Origin of the sequence: Streptomyces sp. CCM_MD2014 (assembly GCF_000772045.1) — a bacterium.
Lineage (GTDB): Bacteria > Actinomycetota > Actinomycetes > Streptomycetales > Streptomycetaceae > Streptomyces > Streptomyces salinarius.
Window position 1 is genome coordinate 6067376 of record NZ_CP009754.1, and the last position, 22997, is coordinate 6090372.

Annotated in this window: 22 protein-coding genes; 10 read left to right on the plus strand and 12 right to left on the minus strand. The window is 72.2% G+C overall.

Annotation, left to right across the window (positions count from 1 at the left end):
- Positions 1-165: 165 nt before the first annotated feature.
- From NI25_RS26900 to NI25_RS26940, 9 genes are all read right to left on the minus strand, one after another.
- Complete coding sequence (locus NI25_RS26900; protein ID WP_061444903.1) at positions 166-1542, minus strand: carboxyl transferase domain-containing protein; 1377 nt, start codon at positions 1540-1542, stop codon at positions 166-168.
- Positions 1535-3010 carry an acyl-CoA synthetase gene (locus NI25_RS26905; protein ID WP_233520780.1) on the minus strand — a complete coding sequence of 492 codons (1476 nt, stop codon included), beginning with the start codon at positions 3008-3010 and terminating at the stop codon, positions 1535-1537. The genes NI25_RS26900 and NI25_RS26905 overlap by 8 nt, the downstream gene beginning before the upstream one ends.
- Positions 3011-3084: 74 nt before the next feature.
- A complete protein-coding gene (locus NI25_RS26910) occupies positions 3085-4170 on the minus strand; it encodes an LLM class flavin-dependent oxidoreductase (RefSeq protein ID WP_061444905.1) in 1086 nt (361 codons plus the stop codon).
- A gap of 50 nt (positions 4171-4220) precedes the next feature.
- Positions 4221-5066, minus strand: coding sequence for a PhzF family phenazine biosynthesis protein (locus tag NI25_RS26915; protein WP_061444906.1), 846 nt, complete (start codon positions 5064-5066; stop codon positions 4221-4223).
- Positions 5067-5073: 7 nt separating this feature from the next.
- Positions 5074-5949 carry a phytanoyl-CoA dioxygenase family protein gene (locus NI25_RS26920; RefSeq protein ID WP_061444907.1) on the minus strand — a complete coding sequence of 292 codons (876 nt, stop codon included), beginning with the start codon at positions 5947-5949 and terminating at the stop codon, positions 5074-5076.
- A 207-nt stretch (positions 5950-6156) separates the two neighbouring features.
- On the minus strand, positions 6157-6909 hold the full coding sequence (locus NI25_RS26925) for an iron-containing redox enzyme family protein (protein WP_061444908.1): 753 nt from the start codon (positions 6907-6909) through the stop codon (positions 6157-6159).
- Positions 6910-6990: 81 nt separating this feature from the next.
- Positions 6991-8307, minus strand: a complete 1317-nt coding sequence (locus NI25_RS26930) for an ATP-grasp domain-containing protein (protein ID WP_061444909.1) — start codon at positions 8305-8307, stop codon at positions 6991-6993.
- A 31-nt stretch (positions 8308-8338) separates the two neighbouring features.
- Complete coding sequence (locus tag NI25_RS26935) at positions 8339-9445, minus strand: DUF1611 domain-containing protein (protein ID WP_199561035.1); 1107 nt, start codon at positions 9443-9445, stop codon at positions 8339-8341.
- A gap of 46 nt (positions 9446-9491) precedes the next feature.
- Positions 9492-10733, minus strand: coding sequence for an ATP-grasp domain-containing protein (locus NI25_RS26940; RefSeq protein WP_061444911.1), 1242 nt, complete (start codon positions 10731-10733; stop codon positions 9492-9494).
- 521 nt (positions 10734-11254) lie between these two features.
- Here NI25_RS26940 and NI25_RS26945 point away from each other — a divergent pair.
- The 5 genes from NI25_RS26945 (at position 11255) to NI25_RS26960 (ending at position 15913) form a co-directional block, all read left to right on the plus strand.
- Positions 11255-11752 (plus strand): flavin reductase family protein, encoded by a 498-nt coding sequence (locus tag NI25_RS26945; protein ID WP_061444912.1) that lies wholly within the window; start codon positions 11255-11257, stop codon positions 11750-11752.
- Between the two features lie 229 nt (positions 11753-11981).
- Positions 11982-13331 carry a 3-phosphoshikimate 1-carboxyvinyltransferase gene (aroA, locus tag NI25_RS26950; protein ID WP_061444913.1) on the plus strand — a complete coding sequence of 450 codons (1350 nt, stop codon included), beginning with the start codon at positions 11982-11984 and terminating at the stop codon, positions 13329-13331.
- Positions 13332-13554: 223 nt separating this feature from the next.
- A complete protein-coding gene (gene hisC / locus NI25_RS26955; RefSeq protein WP_061444914.1) occupies positions 13555-14622 on the plus strand; it encodes a histidinol-phosphate transaminase in 1068 nt (355 codons plus the stop codon).
- A gap of 55 nt (positions 14623-14677) precedes the next feature.
- Positions 14678-14830 (plus strand): hypothetical protein, encoded by a 153-nt coding sequence (locus NI25_RS39515; RefSeq protein ID WP_158508468.1) that lies wholly within the window; start codon positions 14678-14680, stop codon positions 14828-14830.
- Between the two features lie 660 nt (positions 14831-15490).
- Positions 15491-15913 carry a helix-turn-helix domain-containing protein gene (locus NI25_RS26960; RefSeq protein ID WP_061444915.1) on the plus strand — a complete coding sequence of 141 codons (423 nt, stop codon included), beginning with the start codon at positions 15491-15493 and terminating at the stop codon, positions 15911-15913.
- A 48-nt stretch (positions 15914-15961) separates the two neighbouring features.
- Here the strand turns inward: NI25_RS26960 and NI25_RS26965 are convergent, their stop codons facing one another.
- The gene (locus tag NI25_RS26965) at positions 15962-16768 is read right to left on the minus strand and encodes an alpha/beta fold hydrolase (protein ID WP_061444916.1); all 807 of its coding nucleotides are present in this window, start codon (positions 16766-16768) and stop codon (positions 15962-15964) included.
- A 14-nt stretch (positions 16769-16782) separates the two neighbouring features.
- A complete protein-coding gene (locus NI25_RS26970; RefSeq protein ID WP_061444917.1) occupies positions 16783-17142 on the minus strand; it encodes a winged helix-turn-helix transcriptional regulator in 360 nt (119 codons plus the stop codon).
- Between the two features lie 81 nt (positions 17143-17223).
- Between NI25_RS26970 and NI25_RS26975 the strand changes: the two genes are divergently transcribed.
- The 3 genes from NI25_RS26975 (at position 17224) to NI25_RS26985 (ending at position 20551) form a co-directional block, all read left to right on the plus strand.
- The gene (locus tag NI25_RS26975; RefSeq protein ID WP_061444918.1) at positions 17224-17928 is read left to right on the plus strand and encodes an SDR family oxidoreductase; all 705 of its coding nucleotides are present in this window, start codon (positions 17224-17226) and stop codon (positions 17926-17928) included.
- Between the two features lie 50 nt (positions 17929-17978).
- A complete protein-coding gene (locus NI25_RS26980) occupies positions 17979-19238 on the plus strand; it encodes an ATP-grasp domain-containing protein (protein WP_061444919.1) in 1260 nt (419 codons plus the stop codon).
- A gap of 62 nt (positions 19239-19300) precedes the next feature.
- A complete protein-coding gene (locus NI25_RS26985; protein ID WP_061444920.1) occupies positions 19301-20551 on the plus strand; it encodes an MFS transporter in 1251 nt (416 codons plus the stop codon).
- A gap of 30 nt (positions 20552-20581) precedes the next feature.
- On the opposite strand, the gene NI25_RS26990 is transcribed toward NI25_RS26985, so the two are convergent.
- Positions 20582-21184 carry a hypothetical protein gene (locus NI25_RS26990; protein ID WP_061444921.1) on the minus strand — a complete coding sequence of 201 codons (603 nt, stop codon included), beginning with the start codon at positions 21182-21184 and terminating at the stop codon, positions 20582-20584.
- Positions 21185-21283: 99 nt separating this feature from the next.
- Here NI25_RS26990 and NI25_RS26995 point away from each other — a divergent pair, with 99 nt between their 5' ends.
- Together NI25_RS26995 and NI25_RS27000 are read left to right on the plus strand one after the other, a co-directional pair.
- Entirely contained in the window at positions 21284-22057 is a 774-nt protein-coding gene (locus NI25_RS26995) for an IclR family transcriptional regulator (RefSeq protein WP_061444922.1), read from the plus strand.
- A complete protein-coding gene (locus tag NI25_RS27000) occupies positions 22054-22914 on the plus strand; it encodes an SMP-30/gluconolactonase/LRE family protein (RefSeq protein WP_061444923.1) in 861 nt (286 codons plus the stop codon). The genes NI25_RS26995 and NI25_RS27000 overlap by 4 nt, the downstream gene beginning before the upstream one ends.
- Positions 22915-22997: the final 83 nt, after the last annotated feature.

The following is a 22997-nucleotide window of genomic DNA, read 5'->3' on the forward strand; positions in this document are numbered from 1 at the left end:
ACGAGGCCGGCGAGGATGTCGGTGAGAAGGTTCATGATCGTGCAGCTCCTTGCGCTGTTCATGTGCGGGACCCGCCGGGCCCCGCTGGGACTTACTGGGGACTGTGCGTCAACTACGGTCTGCAGCCCGTTGCTTGCACACCGTAAGTATCGTTGGTCCCTGCAGTCACATGTGCTCTCCAGAGCGACGATCACCTGTTCCAGGGAACAACTGCTCGCTTGTTCGGATCACGCCAAGCTCGGCCAGGTCCTGGGGACGCAGGCGCAGTCGACCGGCCGTTTCCTCCACCTCCTCCGGCGGGCGCTTCAGGATCGCCGCCGCGTGCTCCGGCGCGATGACCGAGAAGTAGCTGTCCGGGGTGGCCCAGGTGGCGCCGGGCGCGGCCAGGGCCAGCGCACCGCCCGAGCCGCCCTCGCCGATCACCAGCGTGGTGACCGGCGTGCGCACCGAGGCGACGGCGCCGAACAGGTCCGCGATCGCCGGACCCGCCCCCTGCCGCTCCGCCTCCGCGTCGTTGGCCGCACCCGGCGTGTCCACCAGGGTCAGCACCGGGATGCCGAGCCGGTCCGCGAGGTGGACGAGCCGGGTCGCGGTGCGGTACCCGGCGGGCCGGGTCGCCGCGCCCGTCTGGGCGGCGTACGCGACCGTGCGCCCCGCGTGCGTGCCGAAGCCGCACAGCATGCCCTCCGGGTCCCGGCCGCCGCAGCGGTCGCCGGACAGGGCGACCCGTTCGGTGAAGTAGGCGTCCAGGTACGCCCCCGCGCGCGGGCGTCCGGGGGCACGGGCCCGGCGCACCGCCTCCCAGCCGCCGGCCGGCAGGTCCCGCGCGCCCAGCGGCTGAGGCACCGGCGCCGGAGTACCGGACGGCGTCGTCAGCAGCCGCAGCCACCGCCCCAGCGTCGCGCGCAGCTCCCCGGGCGGCACGACGGCGTCCGCGCTGCCCGCCGCCACCTGCGCCTCGGCCGTGTACGCCGCCGGGTCGGCGTCCGGCGGCCGGACCCGCGACCCGGCGAAGCCGACCTGGGCGCCGGGCAGGGCGAGGACCACGTCGGCGCCCGCGCCCAGCGTCGCCCAGCCGCCCCCGGTCGCCGGGTCCCGCACCACCGCGACCTGCGCGAGACCGGCCGCGCGGGTCAGCGCCGACTGCCGGGCCACCCGCTGCAGCTGGGTCAGCGCGAGCATCCCCTCCTGCATCCGGCTGCCGCCGGTCGCGACCAACGGCACCACGGGCAGCCGGTGTTCACGAGCGAACGCGTACGCGGCCTCAAGACGGTCGCCGGTGCGGTGGCCCAGCGAGCCGCCGAGGAAGCCGAACTCGAAGGAGACGAGCACGACCCGGGTGCCCTCGATCTCGCCGGTGCCGCAGACGACGGACTCCGTCTCGCCGGTGCGCTCGGCGGCGCGGGCCCGCGAGGCGTCGTAACCGGGCCAGCCGAGCGGGCCGTCGGGCCGCCACGGGCCGTCCGCGTGCGGGAGTTCGGCGAAGGTGGCGTCGTCGGTGACCAGGGCGAGGAACTCCCGCGCGGTCAGGCGCTCAGTCATGGCCCAGCGCCCGCTTCATGACCTTCCCCATGTCGTTGCGGGGCAGCGCGTCGAGGTGGCGGACGACGCGGGGCCGCTTGTGCGGGGCGAGCCGGCCCGCCACATGGTCGGCCAGCGTGCCGAGGGCGGGCGGCGCGGCGGGGTCGGCCGGCACGATCCAGGCCACGATCCGCTCCCCGAGGTCCGGGTCGGGTTCGCCGGTGACGGCGGCCTCGCGCACCGCCGGGTGTTCGAGCAGCGCGTTCTCGATCTCCCCGGCGCCGATCTTGTAGCCGCCGCTCTTGATCAGGTCGGTGGCCTTGCGGCCGACGATGCGGACGTAGCCGTCGGGGTCGCGCACCGCCATGTCGCCGGTGCGGAAGAAGCCGTCCGCGGTGAAGGCGGCGGCGGTGGCGTCGGGGCGGTTGAGGTACTCCGTGAACAGGTTCGGGCCGCGCACCTGGATCTCGCCGACGCTCTCCCCGTCCAGGTCCGCGATCGGCGTGCCGTCCTCCTCCACCAGCCGCAGCTCCACGCCCGGCAGCGGCACGCCCACCGTCCCGGCGCGCGGCTCGCCGTCGGCCCGCACACTGGTGTTCATCAGCGTCTCGGTCATGCCGTACCGCTCGATCACCCGGCGGCCGGTGACGGCGGCGATGCGCTCGTGGTCGTGCACCGGCAGCGCGGCCGACCCCGACACCAGCAGCCGGGCCCCGGCGAGCGCCTTCGCCAGCTCCGGGTCGCCGGGGAGCGTCTCGGCGATCCGGTGGTACATCGTGGGTACGCCGAACAGCATGGTCGCGCCGTCGTTCAGCTCCCGCGCGGCGCCCTCGGTCGAGAACCTGCCCAGGTGGCGCACCGAGCCGCCCCGGCGCAGCGGGCCGAGGACGCCGAGGACCAGCCCGTGCACGTGGAACAGCGGCAGCCCCTGCACCAGGACGTCGTCGCCGGTCCACCGCCAGGCGTCGGCGAGCGCGTCCAGGGTCGCCGCCAGGGCGCGCCGGGGGATGACGGCGCCCTTGGGCGGGCCGGTGGTGCCGGAGGTGTAGACGACGAGCGCGGGGTCGCCCTCGTCGGCGTGCTCCTCGGGGACGGCCCCGCGGGCCCGGGCGTCGACGTCGACGCGTTCCAGGGCGGCGAGCGCGGGCGGGAGTTCGGCGTCCGGGGGCGCCAGGACCAGGGAGGGCGCGCTGTCGGCGAGGATGTGCGCGAGTTCCCTGTCGCCCGACTTCGGGTTGAGCGGCACGGCCGCGACCCCGGCCAGCAGCGCCGCGACCACGGCGACGGCGGTCTCCATCGCCGGGGAGGCCCAGACGGCGACCCGGCCGGCGCCGCCGATCCGCCCGGCCGTGGCGCCCGCCGCGGCGGCGAGTTCCGCGTAGGTCAGGGAACGCTCGCCGAACCGCAGCGCCGGCCGGTCCGCGGCGGCCCCGGTGTCCGCGAGAGCGGGGAAGAGCGGTGACGCGTGACCCTTCTGCATCTCTGTCATGGCTCATTGTTGAGCACGGGCGGACGGGGTGTCGACGCGGTCCGGCACCGCCTGCGCCCCGACACCCCGCACCCTCAGCCGTTCCGTCCGGCGCGTTCGTGCCGGCGCAGCAGCGGCAGCACCCGCGTGTAGAAGATCCGCATCTCGTCCCGGGTCGGCCAGCCGGAGAAGATGAACTCGCTGATGCCGGCCGCCTTGTACTCGTACAGGTACGCGGCGACCTCCTCGTAGCTGCCCACCACGCACAGGGCCGGTCCGCCGCGGTAGGCCACGGCACCGGAGTACAGCATGGGGGAGAGCCAGTCGGACTCCGCGGACTCGGCCAGTTGGAAGGACGTGTTCACGGCCACCGAATCGGAGGCCGCCACGGCGCTCGCGATCATCTTGCGGTGCTCTTCGTCGGGGTTCCGCATCAGCTCGGCGAGATCAGCCAGCGCCTCCTCGCGGGTCTCCCGCGCCAGCACGTGCATGCGGGTTCCCACCCGGCCGCCCTGCGTCAGCACGGGCTTCGCCGCCGCGGCCAGCCCCTCGGGGGTGTCGCCGTACCGCAGCCAGCAGTCGCCGTGGTCCAGGGCGGTCTGCTGGGCCACCTCGGACGCCCCGCTGATGTAGATCTCGGGACGGCCTCCGTCCTTGTAGCCCAGGCCCAGCCGCGCGCCCTCGACGCGGTAGTGGTCGCCCTGGTAGGACACCGGGGCCTCCTCGCGCCAGAGCCGGTGGAGGATCTCCAGGAACTCGTTGGACCGCGCGTAACGATCGTCGTGCGCCAGGAAGTCCCCGTAGCCCGCCTGCTCGGCCGGGGAGGTGCCGGCGACCAGGTTGAGGGAGATCCGCCCGTCCGACATCCACGAGACCGTGTTGACCACCTGGGCGAAGAGCGTCGGAGAGAGCAGTCCCGGACGGTAGGCGAGGAGGAACTTGACCCGGCGCGTCTCGCGGACCAGGGCGCCCAGTACGGGAAGCGGGTCGGGCATGTGGGAGCCGATCCCCATGAGGAGCGAGTCGACCCCCAGGTCGTCCGCCTCCTTCGCGAAGTCGACGATCCCCTCGAAGTCGAGCCGGCCGGTCCCGTATTTCCCCGACGCCTTCTGCTGGCCGCTGAGCGGCGAGTTCCAGTGCACGCGCAGCTCGTTCGAGTCCGGCTGCGGTTGGCTTGACAAGCTACTGGCGACCACGTTCTCACCTTCCGATGGCTCAGGATCTGTTGCTGCTACTGCGTCGGGACCCGTGCGACGCCGCCGACGTCGACGCGCAGGTCCCCTCCCGCCGTGGCGGTGACGGTGGCCGGGCTGCCGAGGGCGTCGCCCATGTCGGCCGCGATCCGGTGGATGCCCCGGCCGGCCAGGTGCGCGGCGAGACACGCGGTGCCGTTGGCGTTGGCGACGTCCTCCGGGACGCCGATCGACGGGGCGAACATCCGGGCCGCGAGCGTGCCCCCGGGCGACGGTGCCGAGTACACGTAGGCGCCGAGCAGACCGAACCGGTCGCAGGCCGCCCCGAGACGGTCGAGGTCCGGGCGCAGCGCGGTGAGCCGGGCCCGGGTGGCGACCGGCACCAGCACGCGTGCGCGGCCCACGCCGGCGATCCGTACGTCCGGCCCGCACTCGTCCGGCGTGAGCCCGAGGGCCGGAAGGACGAGGGCGTGTTCCTGCGCGGTGGGTTCGCGCAGGTCGACGGGCCCGGGATCGAAGGCGGCGGTGATCAGCTCGCCGTGCCGCTCGGCCCGCCCCGCGAAGACGCGCCCCCCGGCACGGAGCGTGATCCGGAAGGGCCCGGCACCGTCGTGCCGGGCCGCGAGGAGGGCGAGGGCGGCGACCGTCCCGTGTCCGCAGGCGGGCAGTTCGCCCACCGCGGTGAAGAACCGCAGCTCGGCGGCGTCGCCGGCGCGGCGCACGTACACGGCGTGCGACGTGCCCAGGGCGACGGCGGTCCGGCACCGCTCCTCGACGCCCGGCGACGGGGCGGCCGCGTCGTCCTCCAGCACGACTGCCGTGGGACTGCCGCCCGCGCCGTCCCGCAGGCACGCGCGGACGACCGTCGCGTCCGGCGCGCTCACGGGGCTGTCACTTGGCTTCCTCCAGCGTGGCGTACCCCGTGGCCGCCGAGGCGGTCTCCGCGCCTTCCTGGAGCTGGAAGAGCGAGCCGAAGGGGCGCTCCGCGAGGGGGAGGCGCCACGCCCCGGCCTCCACGCGTGCCGTGTCCGACGCGCTGCCGCGCAGCACCCGCACCCCGGCCTCGTTGTGGCCCGCGTGCGCGCCGAAGTGGATCGGGTAGGCGTCGGCCGCCCGGTAGGCCGGCAGGAAGGCGCGGCGGTACCGGTCGGAGCGGTTCGGGGAGGAGTAGTGCAGGAGCAGGGGGTGGATGAAGATCACGCTGCCGGCCGGCGCCTCGATGGCCACGGCGAGCGACGGGTCGGGGGCGTCGGCGCCCGCCACCTTGCCGCGGAAGAAGCCGTCCACGTAGTGGTCGGCGAGGCCGCGCAGGTGGGAGCCGGGAACGGCCTGGAGGGCGGAGTTCTCGGTGGTGGTGTCGTCCAGGTAGACGAGGGCCGTCACCAGGTCGGTGTTGGTGTGGGGGTAGTAGGCGAAGTCCTGGTGCCAGTCCACGACGCTGCCCACCTGCGGGGCCTTGAGGTGGAGCTTGCTGTAGTGGAACAGGATGTCGGGGCCGATGAGGGCCTCGACCTGGTCGAGCAGTCTGGGATTCGCGGCGGCCCGCTCGAACGCGCGGTGCTGCTTGGTGGGCGACCAGATCCGGCGGGCCATGCCGTTGTCGCCCGGCTCCACCTCGGCGACGGAGCCGATGTCCGCGACGTCCAGGATCTCGGTGATGGCGGCGTTGAGCTCGGCGACCTCGTTCGGGTCGAAAAGCCGCTCGGCGACCGCGAAGCCGTTCTCGCGGTACTCCTTGACGAGCGCGGCAGTCTCGGGTGCGGACATGCGCGGTTTCCTCTCTGCTGGGCATCGGGGGTGCGGTCGGGTGGCGTCGCGCGGGTCCGGCGGGCGAAGACCGCCCGCCGGACCCGCGCCGGCTGCGGGGCGGGACCGCGGAGCGTCCCCGTGGAGCCCGCGCCGGGTTCACCCCTCAGGCGCGCGAGCATCCCCGCGTGCCGGTCCTGCCGTCGGCGAGGGCCGTGGACGGGCGGGTCACACCGCGGCGGCCTGCGGGTGCTTGGCGACGGTGTCCTCGTAGATCTCCCGGAAGAACATCGCGAGGATCTCCTGGACGTCGTCGATGTACTTGAACACCTGCTGGAAGTCCTCCTCCGTGAAGATGAGCTGCCGGAGGATGTCCCACATCTCCTGGGAGTGGTCCTCGGTGGTGTCGACGTGGAGGTGGGCGGCCTGCCCCTTGACGTTCTCCTTGCCGAGCCGCTGCTGGAGGTTGTCGACGATGGCCGGCTGGAGCTTCACCTGGGTGTACTCGACCAGGTAGTTGGAGACCACCGGGGCGAGCGCCGACTCGTGCTCCAGGGCGTAGTAGAAGAAGCCCTCGAAGAGCCGGGTGGACAGGTAGGGCTCGGTGGCGAGGATCTCCTCCTCGGTGACACCGGCCGCCTCGGCGTCGCTGATGTACAGCTTGTCGTGCAGCATCTCCTCGGCCTGGTACTGCGCGTAGTCGCGGGCGGCCCTGGGCGAGACCTGGGCGATCTTGTAGATGGCCTTGGACTGGCTGACCCGGGAGAGGCGGATCCGCCACACGTGCTCGATGAGGGTGCGGCGGTAGTACGCCTGGTGCAGCTCGGGCTCGGTCAGGTGGGACGCGAAGGGGACGGTGGCCTTCCACTCCGCCATCTTCTTGTCCATGTAGCGGTCGAGTTCGGCCTTCTTCAGACGGCTCTGTTCCTCGTTGTAGAGCGGCTTCGGGTGGTCGATCCCGGTGTTCTTCACGCGGTTCATCGCGTTCTCCTTCGCAAGAGGGTTCGCAGAGGGACGTTCACGGAAGGGTCAGGGTGGGCGCCGCCCGGCACGGTGGCGGGGTCAGCGGTAGCGGACGTGGAAGTGCTCCGTCGCATGCCGGTCGAGGAAGGCGATCTCGGCTTCGAGGTCGTCCGCCGCCACGTCCCACAGGGCGTCCATCAGACAGATCCCCCGGTCGGACGCGTCGAGTTCGGTTCCCTCCGCCACGTGGAGGCGCAGGATCCGGGGCGGGCGGCTGGGCGGCTCGAAGCGGATCTCGTCGATGGTGCGCCCCTTCTCCCCGTACTTGCTGAGGAACACCGCCGCCCGGGTGGGCGCGCCGGTACGCAGGGCCTCCACCTGGGACGCGCGGGTGAGCCGGTCGCAGAAGGCGTCCTGCTCGCCGTCGGGCAGCAGCAGGGACTCGGTCCACAGGTCGAGCAGGGAGCACCCGGTGACGGTCTGGGTGCTGGGATTGATGAGACTGCCGCCCATGCGGGGGTTGATCTCGATGATCTCCCAGCGCTTCCTCGACTCCCAGTACTTGACCTCGATGTGGAAGGTGCCGGCGGTCAGCCCGCGCTCCTCCAGTGCGGCCAGGCAGCGGGTGACGTGGTCGGCCCCCTCCAGGACGAGGCCACGGTCGATGCTCGCGGGCGGGCTGACCGACATCCCCTCCAGGGTGGTCCGCTGCAGGCGTTCCACGCGGGCCTTCTCGTGGACGCACAGGTGGTGGACCCGTCCGTCCAGGACGACGGTCTCGAAGCTGAACTCCGGGCCCTCGACGTACTCCTCGACGAGGAAGTCGTACCGGTCCATGAAGATCGCCTTCATGCGCCGGTCGGCGCGCATCTGCTCCTGGAGCGCGGGCAGGTCGGCCAGGTCGCCGACGTCGTCCAGGACGAAGGTCGCGAAGGACGAGGCGCCGCGCACCGGCTTGACGAACCAGCGGGCGGAGGAGTCGAGTTCGGGGAGCGCGCCGGGCGCGAGCCGGCTGACCCGGACCTCGCTCAGCCCCTCGGCGAAGAGGAAGCGGCGCAGCTCGTACTTGTCGAGGCAGAGGCGCAACGCGGCCGCGGTGGAGTCGCGTGCGCCGATCCTCTCGTTGCACTCGGCCATCAGGAGCCGGTAGCCCTCGAAGGTGGCGAGGGCGGCGTCGACCCGGTAGCCGCGTTCGGAGAGTTCGCGGACGGCCTTCTCGACGTCGCCGGAGTGCAGTTCGGCCTCTTCGGTGACCACGCAGTCCGCCAGGTGGCGGCGGGTCTCGTCGAGGACCTCCGGCAGTTCCGGCCGGGAGCTGAGGCCGACCAGGGCCACGTCGAGCGCGGCGGCGGCCGCGGCGATCTCCTCGGTGTACGACTTTCCCAGGTGCAGGAGGAGCAGGATCGCTCTCTTCATCGGTGCATCTCCTCGAAGTCCGGGACCGCCCTCAGCGCAGTCGGGCTGCCTGCTGCTGCGCCGTCTCGAGCTGGTGGGCCCGCAGGATCTCCACGAGGCGGGCGCCACCGCCGTCCCGGAGCGGGTCGACGACCGGTACTCCGGTGTCGGCCTCCAGCTTCTCGGCCTCGCGCCGGTAGTCCTCGTCGCTGTAGCCGAAGCTGTTGACGCTGACGGCGGCGACCTTGGCGGGCCGTTCGAAGCGGGTCAGCTCCTCGTTCATGCGGATGAGCTCGGGGATGGGGATGATGGGCGTCTCCCAGACCTTGGTGCGCTCGGCGCCCAGGCGGTGGCAGAAGACCAGGGCGTGCGGCAGGGAGCCGTGCAGGATGGCGAGGGCCACGCCGCTGAACCCGATGTGGTTGAGGGAACCCTGGCCCTCGACGACGACCCACTCGTTGCCGGCCGCGGCCTCGAGGACGGCCTGCTCGACGGCGCCGCCCATGAAGTCGCCGGGCACGCCGTCGACCGCGACGCCGTGGCCCGAGATCAGCATGCCGCTCTGGCCGGTGGCGGCGAAGCCGGTGCGGATGCCGCTGCGGTTGGCCTCGTTCCAGATCTCCAGGGCGGCGGTCTTCTTGCCGATGTTGGAGTCGCTGCCGCAGGTGTGGACGACCCAGGTGTCCAGGTCCAGGACGCGGGCCCGGTTGAGCGGAACGGGCGGGGAGTCCTTGGTCTCCCAGACGGTGACGCCCTTCTCCCGGACGGCACGGGCGATGTCCGGATCGTCGTTGAGGCGGTAGTGGATCGAGTTGATCAGGTGGAGGCCGTTCTGGACGGCCGCGAGGAGGTGCGGCTTCCAGCCGGAGGGCAGGTCGGCCGAGTGCAGGCCCTTGCCGATGATCATGACCTCGGGGCGCAGGTGCAGAGCGTGCTCGACGCGGCCGACGATCGGGATCGCGCCACCGTAGCCGAGGACGTCCTGAACGGTCTGGCCGGCCTTCCGGCTGTCGATCACGGCGACGCAGCGGTCCCCGTTGTAGCGGATCAGCGACGCCGCGATCTTGCTAGTGAAGAGTCCGAAGCAGCCCTCGGCGAACAGCACGAAGTTCTTGTCGACCAGCTCCGCATGGCTCAACTGACCCACGTCTTCCTCCACGGACTCGATGGTTCGATTGCCGATGGCACGAGATGTTCGGGGCGCCCTACGCGACGGGCTCGGTGGTCAGGCGGTACTGCGCGCGTGCCTGGCGCACGGCCGCCTCGATCTGCGCCTGGGTGCCGCCCCGGAAGAGGAAACGGCCGCCCTGGAGCGTGGCGTACGAGCCGGGACGGGAGACCAGGACCTCGCCCGCCCTCGGCACCAACTCGCGGTACACGTGGGGCACCTCGCCCAGGAGCGGGGTGGAGCTGACGACCTTCTGGGGCAGCGGCCGGGGGCCCGGGACGATCAGCCACCCGCCGCTCAGTTCCGGGTCGGGGACCGGCAGGTCCACCGGGCGTCCGAGCAGCACGTCGGTCCACAGCCGGAACAGGTTCACGCCGTGCACGTCGTGGACGACGTACGACACGTCGGCGCCCGGCACCCGGGCTCCGACCTCCAGGAACACCAACTCATCGCCCGTGTCGAAGAGTTCGAGGTGGAAAGCGGAGCTTCGCAGACCGAGCGCGGTCAGACAGCGCAGGGCGAAGTCCTCACAGCGGCCCCGCACCCCGGGATCCGTCTGGAAGACCGAGCCGAGCGGTTCACCCAGGCGCTCGAAGTCCAGACAGGTGGAGACGTAGCGCGACGTGCACAGGAACAGCGGTTTGCCGTCGGCGTCCACCACCCCGTCGACGTGCAGGATCTCGCCCTGGACGAACTCCTCGACCTCGAAGTCCCGCAGCGTCCGTTCGGCGCACAGGGCCCGCAGCTCCTCGGCCGAGGCGATCTCGCGCACACCCTGGCTGGACGCCCCCCGCACCGGCTTGACGATCACGGGGTAGCCGAACTCCCCGGCGGCCGCGAGGATCTGCTCCTCGGTGCGGCAGGACGCCCAGCGCGGCACCCGGAGGCCGGCCCGGGACAGCGTCTCCTTCATGACGGTCTTGTCGCGGAACCTGGCGGTCTCCTCGGGGCCGGGGCCCTGGATGCCGTACCGCTCGCGCAGGGTCGCCGCGAGGTCGAGGAGCATCTCGGAGAAGCCGATGACGTGGTCGAAGGGTCCTTCGTCGCGGACGACGGCGTCCACCAGGGCCAGCACGCCGTCCAGATCGGTGAAGTCCGGTACGACGTGGACCCGTTCGGCATCGGCGGGCACCCCGCTGCGACCGCCCTCGTCGCACACGTACGTGACCCGGTCGGTCTCCGGGTCGAAGACGACCCCGGGAGCGGCGAGGCGGTTCTCCCAGCGCCGCTCGTCCTCGTACAAGGGCCAGCGGGTCAGGAACAGGATTGCGCCGGACATGAATGTCGTCCTCACGGTTCACAGGCTTTGTGGTCGTGCCCGGCCGGGGCGGCCGGTTGATGGCGGCAGTGGGCCTTGAAAAACCGAAGAATGAGCCGGAAATGGAATTCCGGGAACGGCCCCCGACGCCTTTCGCGCTGCCACAGCCTCGCATGGGACCGGCGTCGTCAGAATAGGACCTAGGTCCCGGCGCCCCGGTCCCGCGGGTTCGCGTGCGCCCGGTTCCCTTCAAAGGCGGAGCGGGGTCCGTGGCGAGGTCGGCGGGGTGACGCTTCCCGCGCCGGCCGGGCCGCCGGGCCGCGCCGGCGGTGGACGGCGGGCCGGAATCGCCATGGGCACATGGACCTATTGCCCGCACGTCACACGGGGCACAGAATTCCATTCGCGTCCCACCGCCCCGGCGGTGGGGTGACCTGTTCCCGCTCTGCGGATGTCGACGGTGCCGCACACGGCGGGGACACGGCCCGGCCGTTGGCTTCCCCAACCGGACTGAATCTCACGGGACAGGATGTGGTGCTGCCGTGACGGCGGAGACGGTACGGCGAGCGAGTTCCGAGGACTTCCGGGCGGCCATGGCCCGGTTCGCGACCGGGGTCGTGGTGGTGACGACCCTGGGCGACGGCGGGCTGCCGCGCGGCTTCACGGCGAGTTCGTTCTGTTCGGTGTCGCTGCACCCGCCGCTGATCCTGGTCTGCCTGGCCAACTCGGCCGACTCCTTCGACGCGTTCGACTCCTGCGGGCATTTCGCGGTGAGTGTGCTGGGCCCCGAACACCGGTCGCTGGCACAGCGGTTCGCGACCAAGGGCACCGACAAGTTCGCGTCGGAGGGCCTGTCCCGCACGCCCGGCGGACTGCCCACCGTGGCGGGTGCGCTCGTCGAACTCGACTGCGACGTGTACGCCCGGCACCCGGCCGGGGACCACACGATCCTGATCGGCCGGGTGTCGGACACCCGTCTGGGAGAACGCGCGGCGTCTCCCATGGTCTATTACGAAAGGAACTTCCGTTTCCTGGCCTGAGCGGGCCGGCGGCGGTCTGGCCGCGGAACACGGTAAATGCCATGGGCAGATTGGCCTATTGCCCGCACGTCATCCGGGAAACAGAATTCACATTACGCCCCCCACTGCCGATGGAGGGCCGTTGTTGTGCGCCAGGACGAGCTTTTCCGACCTGCCGCCCCGACGTCGGAGCGACCTCGCTCGCAAAGGTTGTGGGGCGGCGCATGATGGGAAACGGGAGATTACGAGGATGCTACTGAAGGTTGATCCGGTCGATTCCTTCTCCGGAACTTTCCGCGTCCCGTCTTCGAAACCGGAGACGCAACGGGCGATTCTGGTCGGCACACTGGCCGACGGCACGTCACGGGTCTTCAACGATCTCCGCTGCGACGAGACGGAGACCATGAAGAACGCGTGCCGTGCCATCGGCGCCAAGATCACCGAGCACGACGACTACCTGGAGATCCAGGGCATCGGGCAGTCGTCCCCGCGCATCGGGCGCGTCATCCAGTCCCGCGGCTCGGGCCTGGTGTTCCGCGTGGTGACGGCGCTGGCCTCGGTGCAGCCCTCGCCGGTCGTCGTCACCGGCGACGCGACCCTGCGCAACCGCGTGATGGAGCCCCTGCTGCAGGCGCTGCGCGAACTCGGCGCGGACATCGAGTCGATCGTCGGCAAGGACCAGGCCCCGGTCGTCAACTGGGGGCACGGCCTGAAGGGCGGCACCTGCCGGCTGCCGGGCGACATCAGCTCCCAGTTCATCACCGCCATCCTGTTCGCCGCCCCGCTGGCCGACGGGCCGGTGGAGATCGAGGTGACGGGCGAGGTCTACTCCCAGTCGTACATCCGGCAGACGCTGGCGAGCCTGACCAACGCCGGCATCAAGGTCTCCGCGTCGGAGGACATGCGCCACTACCAGGTGGAGCCCTCCGCCTACCAGGCCCAGGACGTCACCACGCACGAGGACTACACCTCGGCCTCGTACCTGCTCGCCGCCGCCGCGCTCTTCCCCGGCCGGACCGTACTGACCAACGTCTACGGCGACAGCATGCAGGGCGAGTTCGCGATCGTCCCGATCCTGGAGCAGCTCGGGGTGAGCGTCACCTTCGACCGGGCCAGCTCGTCGCTGACCGTCGACAACCCGGAGGGGAGCATGCGCGGCGACTTCGAGGTCGACGTGCGGGACTGCCCCAACATCGTGCCCACGCTCGCCGCCCTCGGGGCGTACGTGCAGGGCAGTCTGCGGGTGACCGGCGGGCGCCTCACCCGCTTCCACAAGGCGTCGCGCATCGAGGCCATGGCCGCCGAACTGACCCGGGCGGGTGTGGACATCGAGGTCCTGTACGACGACGGGATCTGCGACGGCTTCCTGGTCCGCGGCGCCCAGACCTACCCCGGCGGCGTGACGCTGTCCAGCTGGGGCGACCACCGCATCTTCATGTCGCTGTTCGTGGCCGGCCTGCGGATGCAGTCCGCCAACCGGTTCTCCGGTTTCGAGGACGTCAAGCTGTCCTTCCCCACCTTCCTGGAGGAGTTCGCCAAGGCGGGCGTCCGGACCACCTCCGTCGAGGAGGAGAAGGAGCCCGCCGCGGCCCTCGGCTGACCAGGACCCCGGCACCTCCCGGCGGTACGCCGTCCGCGTACCGCCGCGCCGGGGACGCACGGGACACGCAACGGACGCGACGGGCGGCCGGCCTCGACCGGGCCGTCGGCGTGCGGGCCCGACCGACGCCCGCACGCCCCGTCGTGTCGCGCGGCCCGCGCGGCCCGGTGAACCGCACCCCACCGCAGGACCGTCCGCTCCCCCCGGTCAGGAAGTTCCCCCGATGCCCGCCACACCTGCCCCCCGGCTGCGCGCCGACGTCTCCGGGCTGCCTCGCTACGTCCCCGGCCGAGCCGCACCGAGCGACCGGGTGGACAAGCTGTCGTCGAACGAGAACCCCTACCCTCCGCTGCCGTCGGTCGTCGCCGCGATGCGCGAGGAACTGGAGCGCGTCAACCGCTATCCCGACCCGGGCAGCCGGGCACTGGTCACGGACCTGTCCGACGCGCTCGCGGTCCCCCCGGAGCATCTCGTGCCCGGCACCGGCTCCCTCGGCGTCACCCGGGACCTGCTGCGCGCCGCCGCCGGCGAAGGCGACGAAGTGCTGTTCGCCTGGCGCTCCTTCGAGGCGTATCCCCAGCTCACCTGGGCCAACGGGGCAACCGCGGTGCAGGTTCCGCTGCGTGCCGAGCGGCACGATTTGGAGGCAATGGCCCACGCGGTGACGGACCGCACCCGTATGATTATCGTGTGCAACCCCAACAACCCGACCGGCACGGCCGTGCGCCGTGGTGAGCTGGAGCGCTTCCTCGACCGGGTGCCCGGCCACGTGCTGGTGGTGCTCGACGAGGCGTACCGCGAGTTCGTCGACGACCCCGAGGTGCCCGACGGCGTCCAGGTGTACCGCGAGCGGCCCAACGTCGCCGTTCTGCGCACCTTCTCCAAGGCGTACGGGCTGGCGCGCCTGCGTGTGGGCTACGCGGTGGCGCATCCGCCGGTCGCGGCCGCGCTGCGGGCCTGCGCCGTGCCGTTCGGCGTCAGCGGCATCGCCCAGGCCGCCGCGCGGGCCTCGCTCGCAGCCGGCCCCGAACTGCTGGAGCGGGTGCGGACCCTGGTGGCCGAGCGCGCCCGGGTCACCCGTGGACTGCGGACCGCGGGCTGGATCGTTCCCGACAGCCAGGCCAACTTCGTCTGGCTGCGCCTCGGCGCGCGTGCGCGGGCGTTCACCGACGCGTGCGAGGCGGCGGGGATCATGGTGCGCCCCTTCGGCGACGAGGGGGTGCGGATCACCATCGGCGCTCCCGGGGCGAACGACCGCCTGCTGAAGATCGCGGGGGACTGGCTGGTGTGAAGCCGGCCGTGTGACGGCCCCACGTGCTCCGGCGTTCCCGAATACGGCTGCGGGTGTGGCCGCACTCCAGGGGAGCGCCGTCAAAGGTGCGTTTGGTGAATTGCTGATCCGGCATCCGAATTTTACTTATCCTTTGCCTTGGCCGGTGCGGGGCGATATTTTCCTGGGAATCACTGGCCAATTAGTCGCGCTGGCATGTAAATTTTGAATCCACGCTTGATCAGTTTCGCCCTGTGCCTTGTCGTAAGGCATCAGGACAGGACGCTGTTGCTCACCAGGCCCAGCGGTGTCCGGCGAACAGGTCGCGGATGACGGGGGGAGAGGCCGTGCTTGCGTGCGGTGGGCAGGTGAGCGTGCACGGCCGGACGGCGGTCCGCGCCGTCCGGGAGGCGCTCCGCCGCGGGGTCCGGCCGGGCGGTCCGGTCCGGTGTGCGGTCCCTCGTCCCCTTCCGGCCGACCGGCTTCGGCCCACCCCGCCTGCGCTGCGAGCGTGGCGGCGGCTCGCGCAGCAACGGCGCGTCCTGCGCCGGGGCCCCTGAGGGGGCCGGCGAGTCCTGCGCCGGACGCCGTATGAACCCCGCGTTCGCGGCGCCCGGGCCGCCGGTCCGCGACGTGTGTCGACCGTCGCGCCGCAGGTGCTTCACGGCCTTGGCTTTATGTCTTGCGGTGTTTTGAATTGTTCAAAACGGGGGGATTTCAATGCCGTCATGCCCATGCGCGTTTTATGCCGATCCGCGGGCGCCGAAACGCTTAGCGGCGCTTCCCGTTGCCTGAAACCCGGCCCGGTCGAGCAGGGCGCAGGGCCGCCTCCCATGACCGTGGACGTTTTTTCTCATGCCCGTCGGGAGACCCAAGGAGGAGACAGGACGTGGAACAGGCAACTGTCGTAGAACTCACCGGCCGGGAGCTGGACGTACTCCGTCTGCTGGCCGAAGGGCTGAGCAACCGGCTCATCGCTCGAAGACTCGAGATATCCGAGAAGACCGCGAAGAACCACCTCAGCAGCATCTACCTCAAGATCGGCGCCACCGACCGGATCCAGGCGGCCCTCTACGCCCGGCACAGCGGCCTGACCGACCCCGGCGAAGCGGCTCCCGCCGCCCCCGCCCTCACCGCACGCGAGCAAGGCGTACTCAGCTTACTGGCCCAGGGGTTGAGCAACCGGCTCATCGCTCGGAACCTGGAGATTTCCGAGAAGACCGTGAAGAACCACCTCAGCAGCATCTACGCGAAGATCGGCGCCACCCATCGCACTCAGGCCGCCCTCTACGCCCTGTACTCGGGCCTCTGAACGGCCCGCGGCCGGGCCGCTCCCGCCGCGGGGCACCGTCGCCGGGCGTCATCCCTCCTCGACGAGGAACCTCCGCACCAGTTCCCCCGCCTCGTCCCGGCACTCCTCGAAGTAGGCGTGCCGGGCACCCGGGAAGAGATGGGTGCGGGCGCCGGGGATCCGGGAGGCGAGCAGCCGGAGGTTGTCCGCGGGGGTCAGCCGGTCCTGGTCGCCGTGGAGGACCAGGGTGGGTGCCGTGATGCGCGGCAGCTCGCTCCAGGCGTCGTGCCCGTTGCTGGCGACGAGGTGGCCGCGGCGCGCGTGGGCGGGCATCCTCGGGTCCCCGAGGGTTCGGTAGGGGCCGGGGTGCGCCGCCTGCCAGGCGGGCGAGTACATCAGGTCCGTCAGCGCCCGGCGCACGGCCTCGGGGTCCGGCTGTGCGAGGGACCGCCGTACCGATGCGTCGCGTTCCACGGCGTGCGGCCCGCCCGGTGAGGTGCAGCCCAGGACCAGCCTGCGGACCCGCTCCGGGTGGTGGACGGCGAGCAGTTGCGCGACCCGGCCGCCCATCGACGTGCCGTACACGTCGGCGCGCGCGACACCGAGCGCGTCCAGGACCGCGACGACGTCGTCCGCGAACTGCCGGATGGAATACGGCCCCTCGGGCTTGCCGCTGTCGCCCGTGCCGCGCAGGTCCAGGGTGAGCGTGGAGCGCACGCCGTGGAAGTCGTCGCGCACGCCGTCCCACCAGTGGTGGTCGTTCGCCTGCCCGGCGAGGAGCACCAGCGGTGGCCCCTCCCCGCGGTGCTGGTACGCCAGAGCGGTGCCGTCCTGGGCGCGGGCGAAGCCCGCGGACGGCCGGTCGTGTCCGGTCATCGCTGTCCTTCGGGTCAGGGCGCCGGCCGGCGGGCCCGCGCCGTCTCGATGTCCGGGACGTGCTCCTCGGCCCAGAGCCGTACGGCACGCAGCGGGACGAGCAGGGAGCGGCCCAGCGGCGTCAGGGCGTACTCGACGCGTGGCGGGTTCTCGTCGTACTCGTGGCGGCTGATCAGACCGTCGGCCTCCAGCGAGCGCAGGGTCTCGGTCAGCGCCTTCGAGGTGATGCCCCGGATGTGCGTCTTCAGTTCGCCGAAGCGGCGGGGTCCGCCGTCGAGGGCGTTGACGACGAACACGGTCCACCGGGCGCCGATGCGCTGCAGCACCGTGCGGCTCGGGCAGGTCGCTGCCATCACGTTGTACGCCCTGCCCATGGCTGCCCCCAGTTTCGTTGAAGATACCGGTATCAAATCCATACCGTTGTACCCCGATCCTAACGAGAGGGCGTGTGACGCATGGAGCGGATCCTGGTCATCGGTGGTGCACGGGCGCTCGGCGCGGCCGTCGCGAGGCGCGCGGCCAAGGACGGGTACGACGTCGTCGTCGGAGCCCGCGACCTGTCCGCCGCCGAGGGGCTGGCGGGCGAGATCGGCGCCACCGCGGTGCGCGTCGACCTGCAGGACGAGTCGACGCTCGAGGCCGCGGCACAACGGCTGGGTGAGGGGCTCGACCACATCGTCACGACCGGTTCGGCACCGCACGACGTGCGCGCGACCGAGCTGGACCGCGACCGGTTGCTGGCGGCGTTCACGGCGAAGGTGATCGGTCCGATGCTGGTGGCCAAGCACTTCGCGCCGGTGCTGCGGCCGAACGGGTCGATGGTGCTGTTCTCCGGTGTCGTCGGCTGGCGGCCCGGGCCGGGGTCCCTGGTCAAGGGGGTCACCAACGGCGCGGTCGAGTACGCGGCGCGCCACCTGGCGGCGGACCTGGCGCCGGTCCGGGTCAACGCCGTCTCGCCCGGTGTCGTGGACTCGGGCCTGTGGGACCGCCTCGGCGACGGCAAGGCCGCCCTGCTGAGCAAGAGCGCGGCCAAGACCTTCGTCGGGCGCCACGGCGAGAGCGACGACGTCGTCGACGCGGTGATGTGGCTGCTGCGGGCCGGGTTCGTCTCCGGCGAGACGATCCACGTCGAGGGCGGCGCCCGCCACACCTCCGCCTGACACCCGTCCGCGGACCGCACGAACCCGAACCCGTCACCAGGAGGCAGCACATGTCCGAGCACGTTCTGATCGTGGGCCCGGGACGCGACTTCCCCCCTCGCATCCGCCGCACCAGGCCCGGAACCCGGACCACGGTCGTCTGCGACGTCACCTACATCGGCCGGGTCCGCGCGCCGGGTGACAACGCCCGCGTCGTCTGCCTGCGCAGGGACGCCCCCGTGCAGGAATGGATCGACCTGGCCATGGCCGTGCACAAGATCGATCCGTTCACGCGCGTCGCCTCCTTCGGCGAGTCCGACCAGTACCCCTACGCGGCGATCGCCGAGGCGCTGGGCCTGCCCGGGCACAGCCCGGAAACCGTGAACCTGGCCCACGACAAGGCCGCCATGCGCGCCTGGCTGCGTGACAAGGGGATCGACGGCGCGGCCTCGGCACGGGTGGGGGACCTCGACGAGCTGCGCGCCTTCGTACGGCGGCACGGTCTGCCGTGCATCGTGAAACCGGTGACCAACGCGGGCAGCGCGGGAGTCAGCAAGGTCACCTCCGAGAGCGCGCTGGAGGCCGCCCTGGAGCGGGCCGGCGGGAGCGGGCCGGGCCCGGCCGACACGGGCGTCCTGGTCGAGGAGTTCTTCGACGGTCCGCAGTTCAGCGTCGAGGCGTTCTCCGAGCACGGCGAGCACGAGGTGGTGGGCATCACCCGCAAGTACTCCGACCCGGTGAGCTTCGTCGAGCTCGGCCACGTGACGCCCGCCGACCTCCCCGGCGAACAGCGCCGGGACGTCGAGACGTACGTCAAGCGGATACTCGAGGCCATCGGGGTGCGCAACGGACCCACGCACACCGAGGTCGTCCTCACCGGCCGGGGCCCGCGGCTGATCGAGACGCACGTCCGCATGGGCGGCGACAAGATCCCGGACCTGACCCTGGACGCCACCGGCGTCGACATCGACGACTGCGCGGTCCGCCAGGCGCTCGGCGAGGAGGTGCTGCCGGGCATCCGGGCCGCCCTCACCGCCGCGGACCGGCCGAAGCGCGCCTCGTCCATCTGGTACGCCTCGGTCGACACGGCCGGCGTCCTCGAGGAGGTCGTCGGCACGGACCAGGCGTCGGCCGTGCCGGGGGTGACCGAGGTGGCGGTGCTCGCCGAGCCGGGCACCAGGGTCGGCGCGCTCGTCGACTCCGAGTCCCGGCTGGCGTCCGCCCGGGCGCTGGCCGACACCGCCGACGGCGCGCTGACGGCCGCGCAGGAGGCCGTCTCCCTGCTGGAGTTCCGGCTCAAGGCGCGTGCGCAGGGCGGTGGGGCGGTCTGAACACCGCGCCCGGGGATTCGCACGAGCCGTCAGGTCCGCACAAGAGAGGGGAGGGTCCCGCCATGACAACCGGCCCCCAGACCGTCACGCCGAAGAGGGGTTCCTCGTCGGTCTCGGGATTCTGGTACTTCTGGGCCGCCTCGGGCGTCAGCAGCCTGGGAGCCGGCATCACCGCCGTCGCCCTGCCGCTGACCGCCCTCGTCGCGCTGGACGCGTCCGCCTTCCAGGTCGGTCTCATCACCGCCGCCAGTTACGCGGGCGCGGTGCTCATCGGGCTGCCGGCCGGCGTGATTGTGCAGCGCTTCCCCATGCGGCGGCTTCAAGTCGTCATGGACCTGGTCCGGGCCGTCCTGATCGCCTCGGTGCCGGTCGCGGCGTGGCTGGACGTGCTGACGCTCACTCAGCTCGTCCTGGTCGGACTCTTCATCAGCCTGGCCAACATCCTCTTCGACGTCGCCAACACCTCCTTCCTCCCCTACCTGGTGAGCAAGGAGGAACTGACGGCCCGCAACAGTCTGCTGTCCGGAACGCTGGCGACGACCCAGCTCGCCGGCCCGTCACTGGGCGGTGTCCTGGTCCAGTTGCTGGGGGCGGCCACCAGCCTCCTCACCGACGCGGTCAGCTACCTGCTGTCCGCCGCCTTCCTCTGGCGCATCCCGAAGGAGACGTCCCGACCCCCCGAGCGCGGTCACGAATCCTTCACGCAGCAGGTCAAGGCGGGTCTGGGGTTCGTGCTGCGGCACCCGGTCATACGCCCGTGCGTGCTGGCCTCCATGGCCCTCAACCTGTCCTCCGGCGCGCTGCTCGCCATGGCGCCGGTCTTCCTCGTGCGGACGGCCGGTCTGCCGGCGGGAACGGTCGGGCTCGTACTCGCCTGCGACGGCGTGGGCGCCCTGCTGGGTGCCGCGCTCACCACGCGCCTGGCGGCCGCACTCGGAACAGCGCGCGCCGCGGTGGCGGCGACCGTGGTGGGGGCCGTCGTCGCGCTGGGCATGCCGCTCGCCCACTCCGGCTGGACGGCGGTCAGCTTCGGTCTGGGCGAGGCCGGTTTCGCGGCCGGCATCACCGCCTTCAGCGTCCTCACCCGCACCCACCGCCAGAGTGTCACCCCGCCGGACCTGCTGCCGCGTGTCGTCGCCTCCGTCCGCTTCTTCACCTGGGGAGCGATTCCGATCGGCGCGCTGCTGGGCGGTACCGCAGCGGACGTCCTGGGAGCGCGCAACGCCCTGTTCGCCGGCTGCGCCGTCGCCTTCCTGGCACCACTGGCCCTCTGCTTCAGCAGGGTGCGCCGCATCCGGGAACTCGCCGATTGACACGTCCCCGGGCACGGTCCCGGGGACGGCTCAGCCCACGGCGGCCAGGCGCTGCAACAACCCCCAGGTGAACTCCGCGACCACCTCGTGCCGTACGCCGTCGCGGTCCGGGGCGGTGAAGGCCAGACCCCACCGGGTCGGGGCCGAGCCCTGGAGCGGCCGGGCGGGGGCGAAGGCGCGGGCCGCCTCGTCCACGGTGCACGACCAGGGGGTGAGGTCGTCGAGGACGCGCAGCTCGGGTCCCCGCGCGCCCGGCGCGCGGACCAGCCACTCGTTCCAGACCACACCCTTCTCGGCGACCAGCACCTCGAAGCGCAGGTCCGGCCACAGGGGCAGCGCCCACTGCCGGGCCTCGCACTCCAGGTCGCCGATCCGGCGGGGCGCCACCGACTCCGGCTCGCCGAGCACGGAGCGGTACCGCGAGGCGGCCGAGCGGGACCGGGGCGAGCGGAGCATCGCCTGCCAGCGCCTGTTGGCCTCGCGCATCTCCGCCACCGAGGCGCCCAGCTCGCGGCGGGCGTCCTCGACCGGGCCGGGGTTGTGGTCGGCCATGCGGCGCAGCAGGACGAGCTGGAAGTCGCGCGGGGTGAACGGACCTGCGGACTGCTTTCCGGTCGGCATGGCACCCATCATCACCCGCCCATTGCCCAGGCAAACGCGATATGAGTAGCCTGTGTTCGTTATTCCGACCGTCTGTTGAAATCTCGAACACACTCAGGGAGGGGGCTGGACATGGGACGCCTCGTGCCGGCCGTGACCCGGGCTCTCGACATACTGGAGCTCTTCCTCGACGGGGACGGCACGCTCTCCGCCCCCGACATCGTGCGCCGGCTCCAGTTGCCGCGGACCACCGTGCACGAGCTGGTCACCACGCTCGCCGCCCGCAAGTACATCGTCCCGGTCCCCGGGCAGTCCGGACGGTACCGGCTCGGCGTGCGGCCGTACCAGCTCGGCGCCCGCTACGCCGAGCACCTCGACCTCGCCGCGGAAGGCCAGCAGGTCGCCCGCAGCGTCGCCGAGACCTGCGACGAGACGGTGCACGTGGCGATCCTGGAGGACACCGACGTCATCTACATCGCCAAGGTCGACTCCACGCACGCGGTGCGCATGGTCTCCGCGGCCGGCCGCCGGCTGCCCGCGCACTGCACGTCCGTCGGCAAGATGCTGCTGGCGTCCCTGCCCGAACCGGAGGTCGCCGCGCGCTTCCCCGACGGCGCCGAACTGACCGCGATGACCCCGAACAGCATCACCGACCCGGCCGCCCTGCGCGAGGCCCTCGCCGCGATCCGCGAGCACGGCACCGCCGTGGAGAGCCGCGAGTCCAACCCGGACGTCTCCTGCGTGGCCGCCCCGGTCCGCGACCGCACCGGCCGCGTCGTCGCCGCGCTGTCGATCTCGGTGCCCATGATCCGGTGGAGCGAGGAACGCCGCGCCGAACTGGAGCAGCTGGCCGTCAAGGGCGCCGCCGACCTCTCCGAGCGGCTCGGCCACAGGAGCGCGGCATGACGACGACCGGCACGGCCTTCGAAGTGGCCGTCCACGCGGAAGCCACCCTCGGCGAGGGCCCCACCTGGGACCCGGCGACCGGCCGCCTCCTGTGGCTCGACATCCTGAACTCCCGCGTCCACACCTACGACCCGGCCACCGGCCGGCGCACGCTGCGCCGCACCGACCAGCACGTGGGCGCCGTCAAGCCCCGCGCGGGCGGCGGCCTCGTCCTCAACCTGCGGGACGGCATCGGCCTGCTCGACCCCGACGGCACCTTCCGCTGGCTGCACCGGGAGCCCGTCCCCGGCCGCCGCGCCAACGACGCCGCCGTCGCCCCCGACGGCAGTCTGTGGGCGGGCACCATGCGGTACGACGAGGCGCCGGGCGGCGGCACGCTGTCCCGGTTCACCGGGGACGGCACCGCCGAGACCGTCCTCGACGACGTGACGGTGAGCAACGGCACCGGCTGGAGCCCCGACGGCCGGCTCATGTACTACATCGACACCCCGACCCGCCGTATCGACGTCTTCGACGTCACCGCGGACGGCGGAGTCGCGAACCGCCGTCCCCTGGCCACCGTCGAGGAGGGCGCGGGCTTCCCCGACGGCCTGTGCGTCGACGCCGAGGGCTGTGTGTGGGTCGCCCTGTGGGACGGCGGCGCGGTACGCCGCTACACCCCGTCCGGCGACCTGGACCGGGTGATCACCCTCCCCGTCCCGCGCGTCACGGCCTGCGCCTTCGGCGGCCCGGACCTCGCCGACCTGTACCTCACCACCGCCCGGGTCGGCCTGTCTGCCCCGCACCCGCTGGCGGGCTCGCTGCTGGTGGTGCCGGGGGCCGGACGGGGGGTGGCACAGCCCGCGTTCGCGGGGTGAGTGCCGCGACCGCACCCCGGTGCCGCGCCGACGCCGACCCGGTACCGGTCCGGCCGTCCGCTCACTTCCCCGCGCGGTCGAGC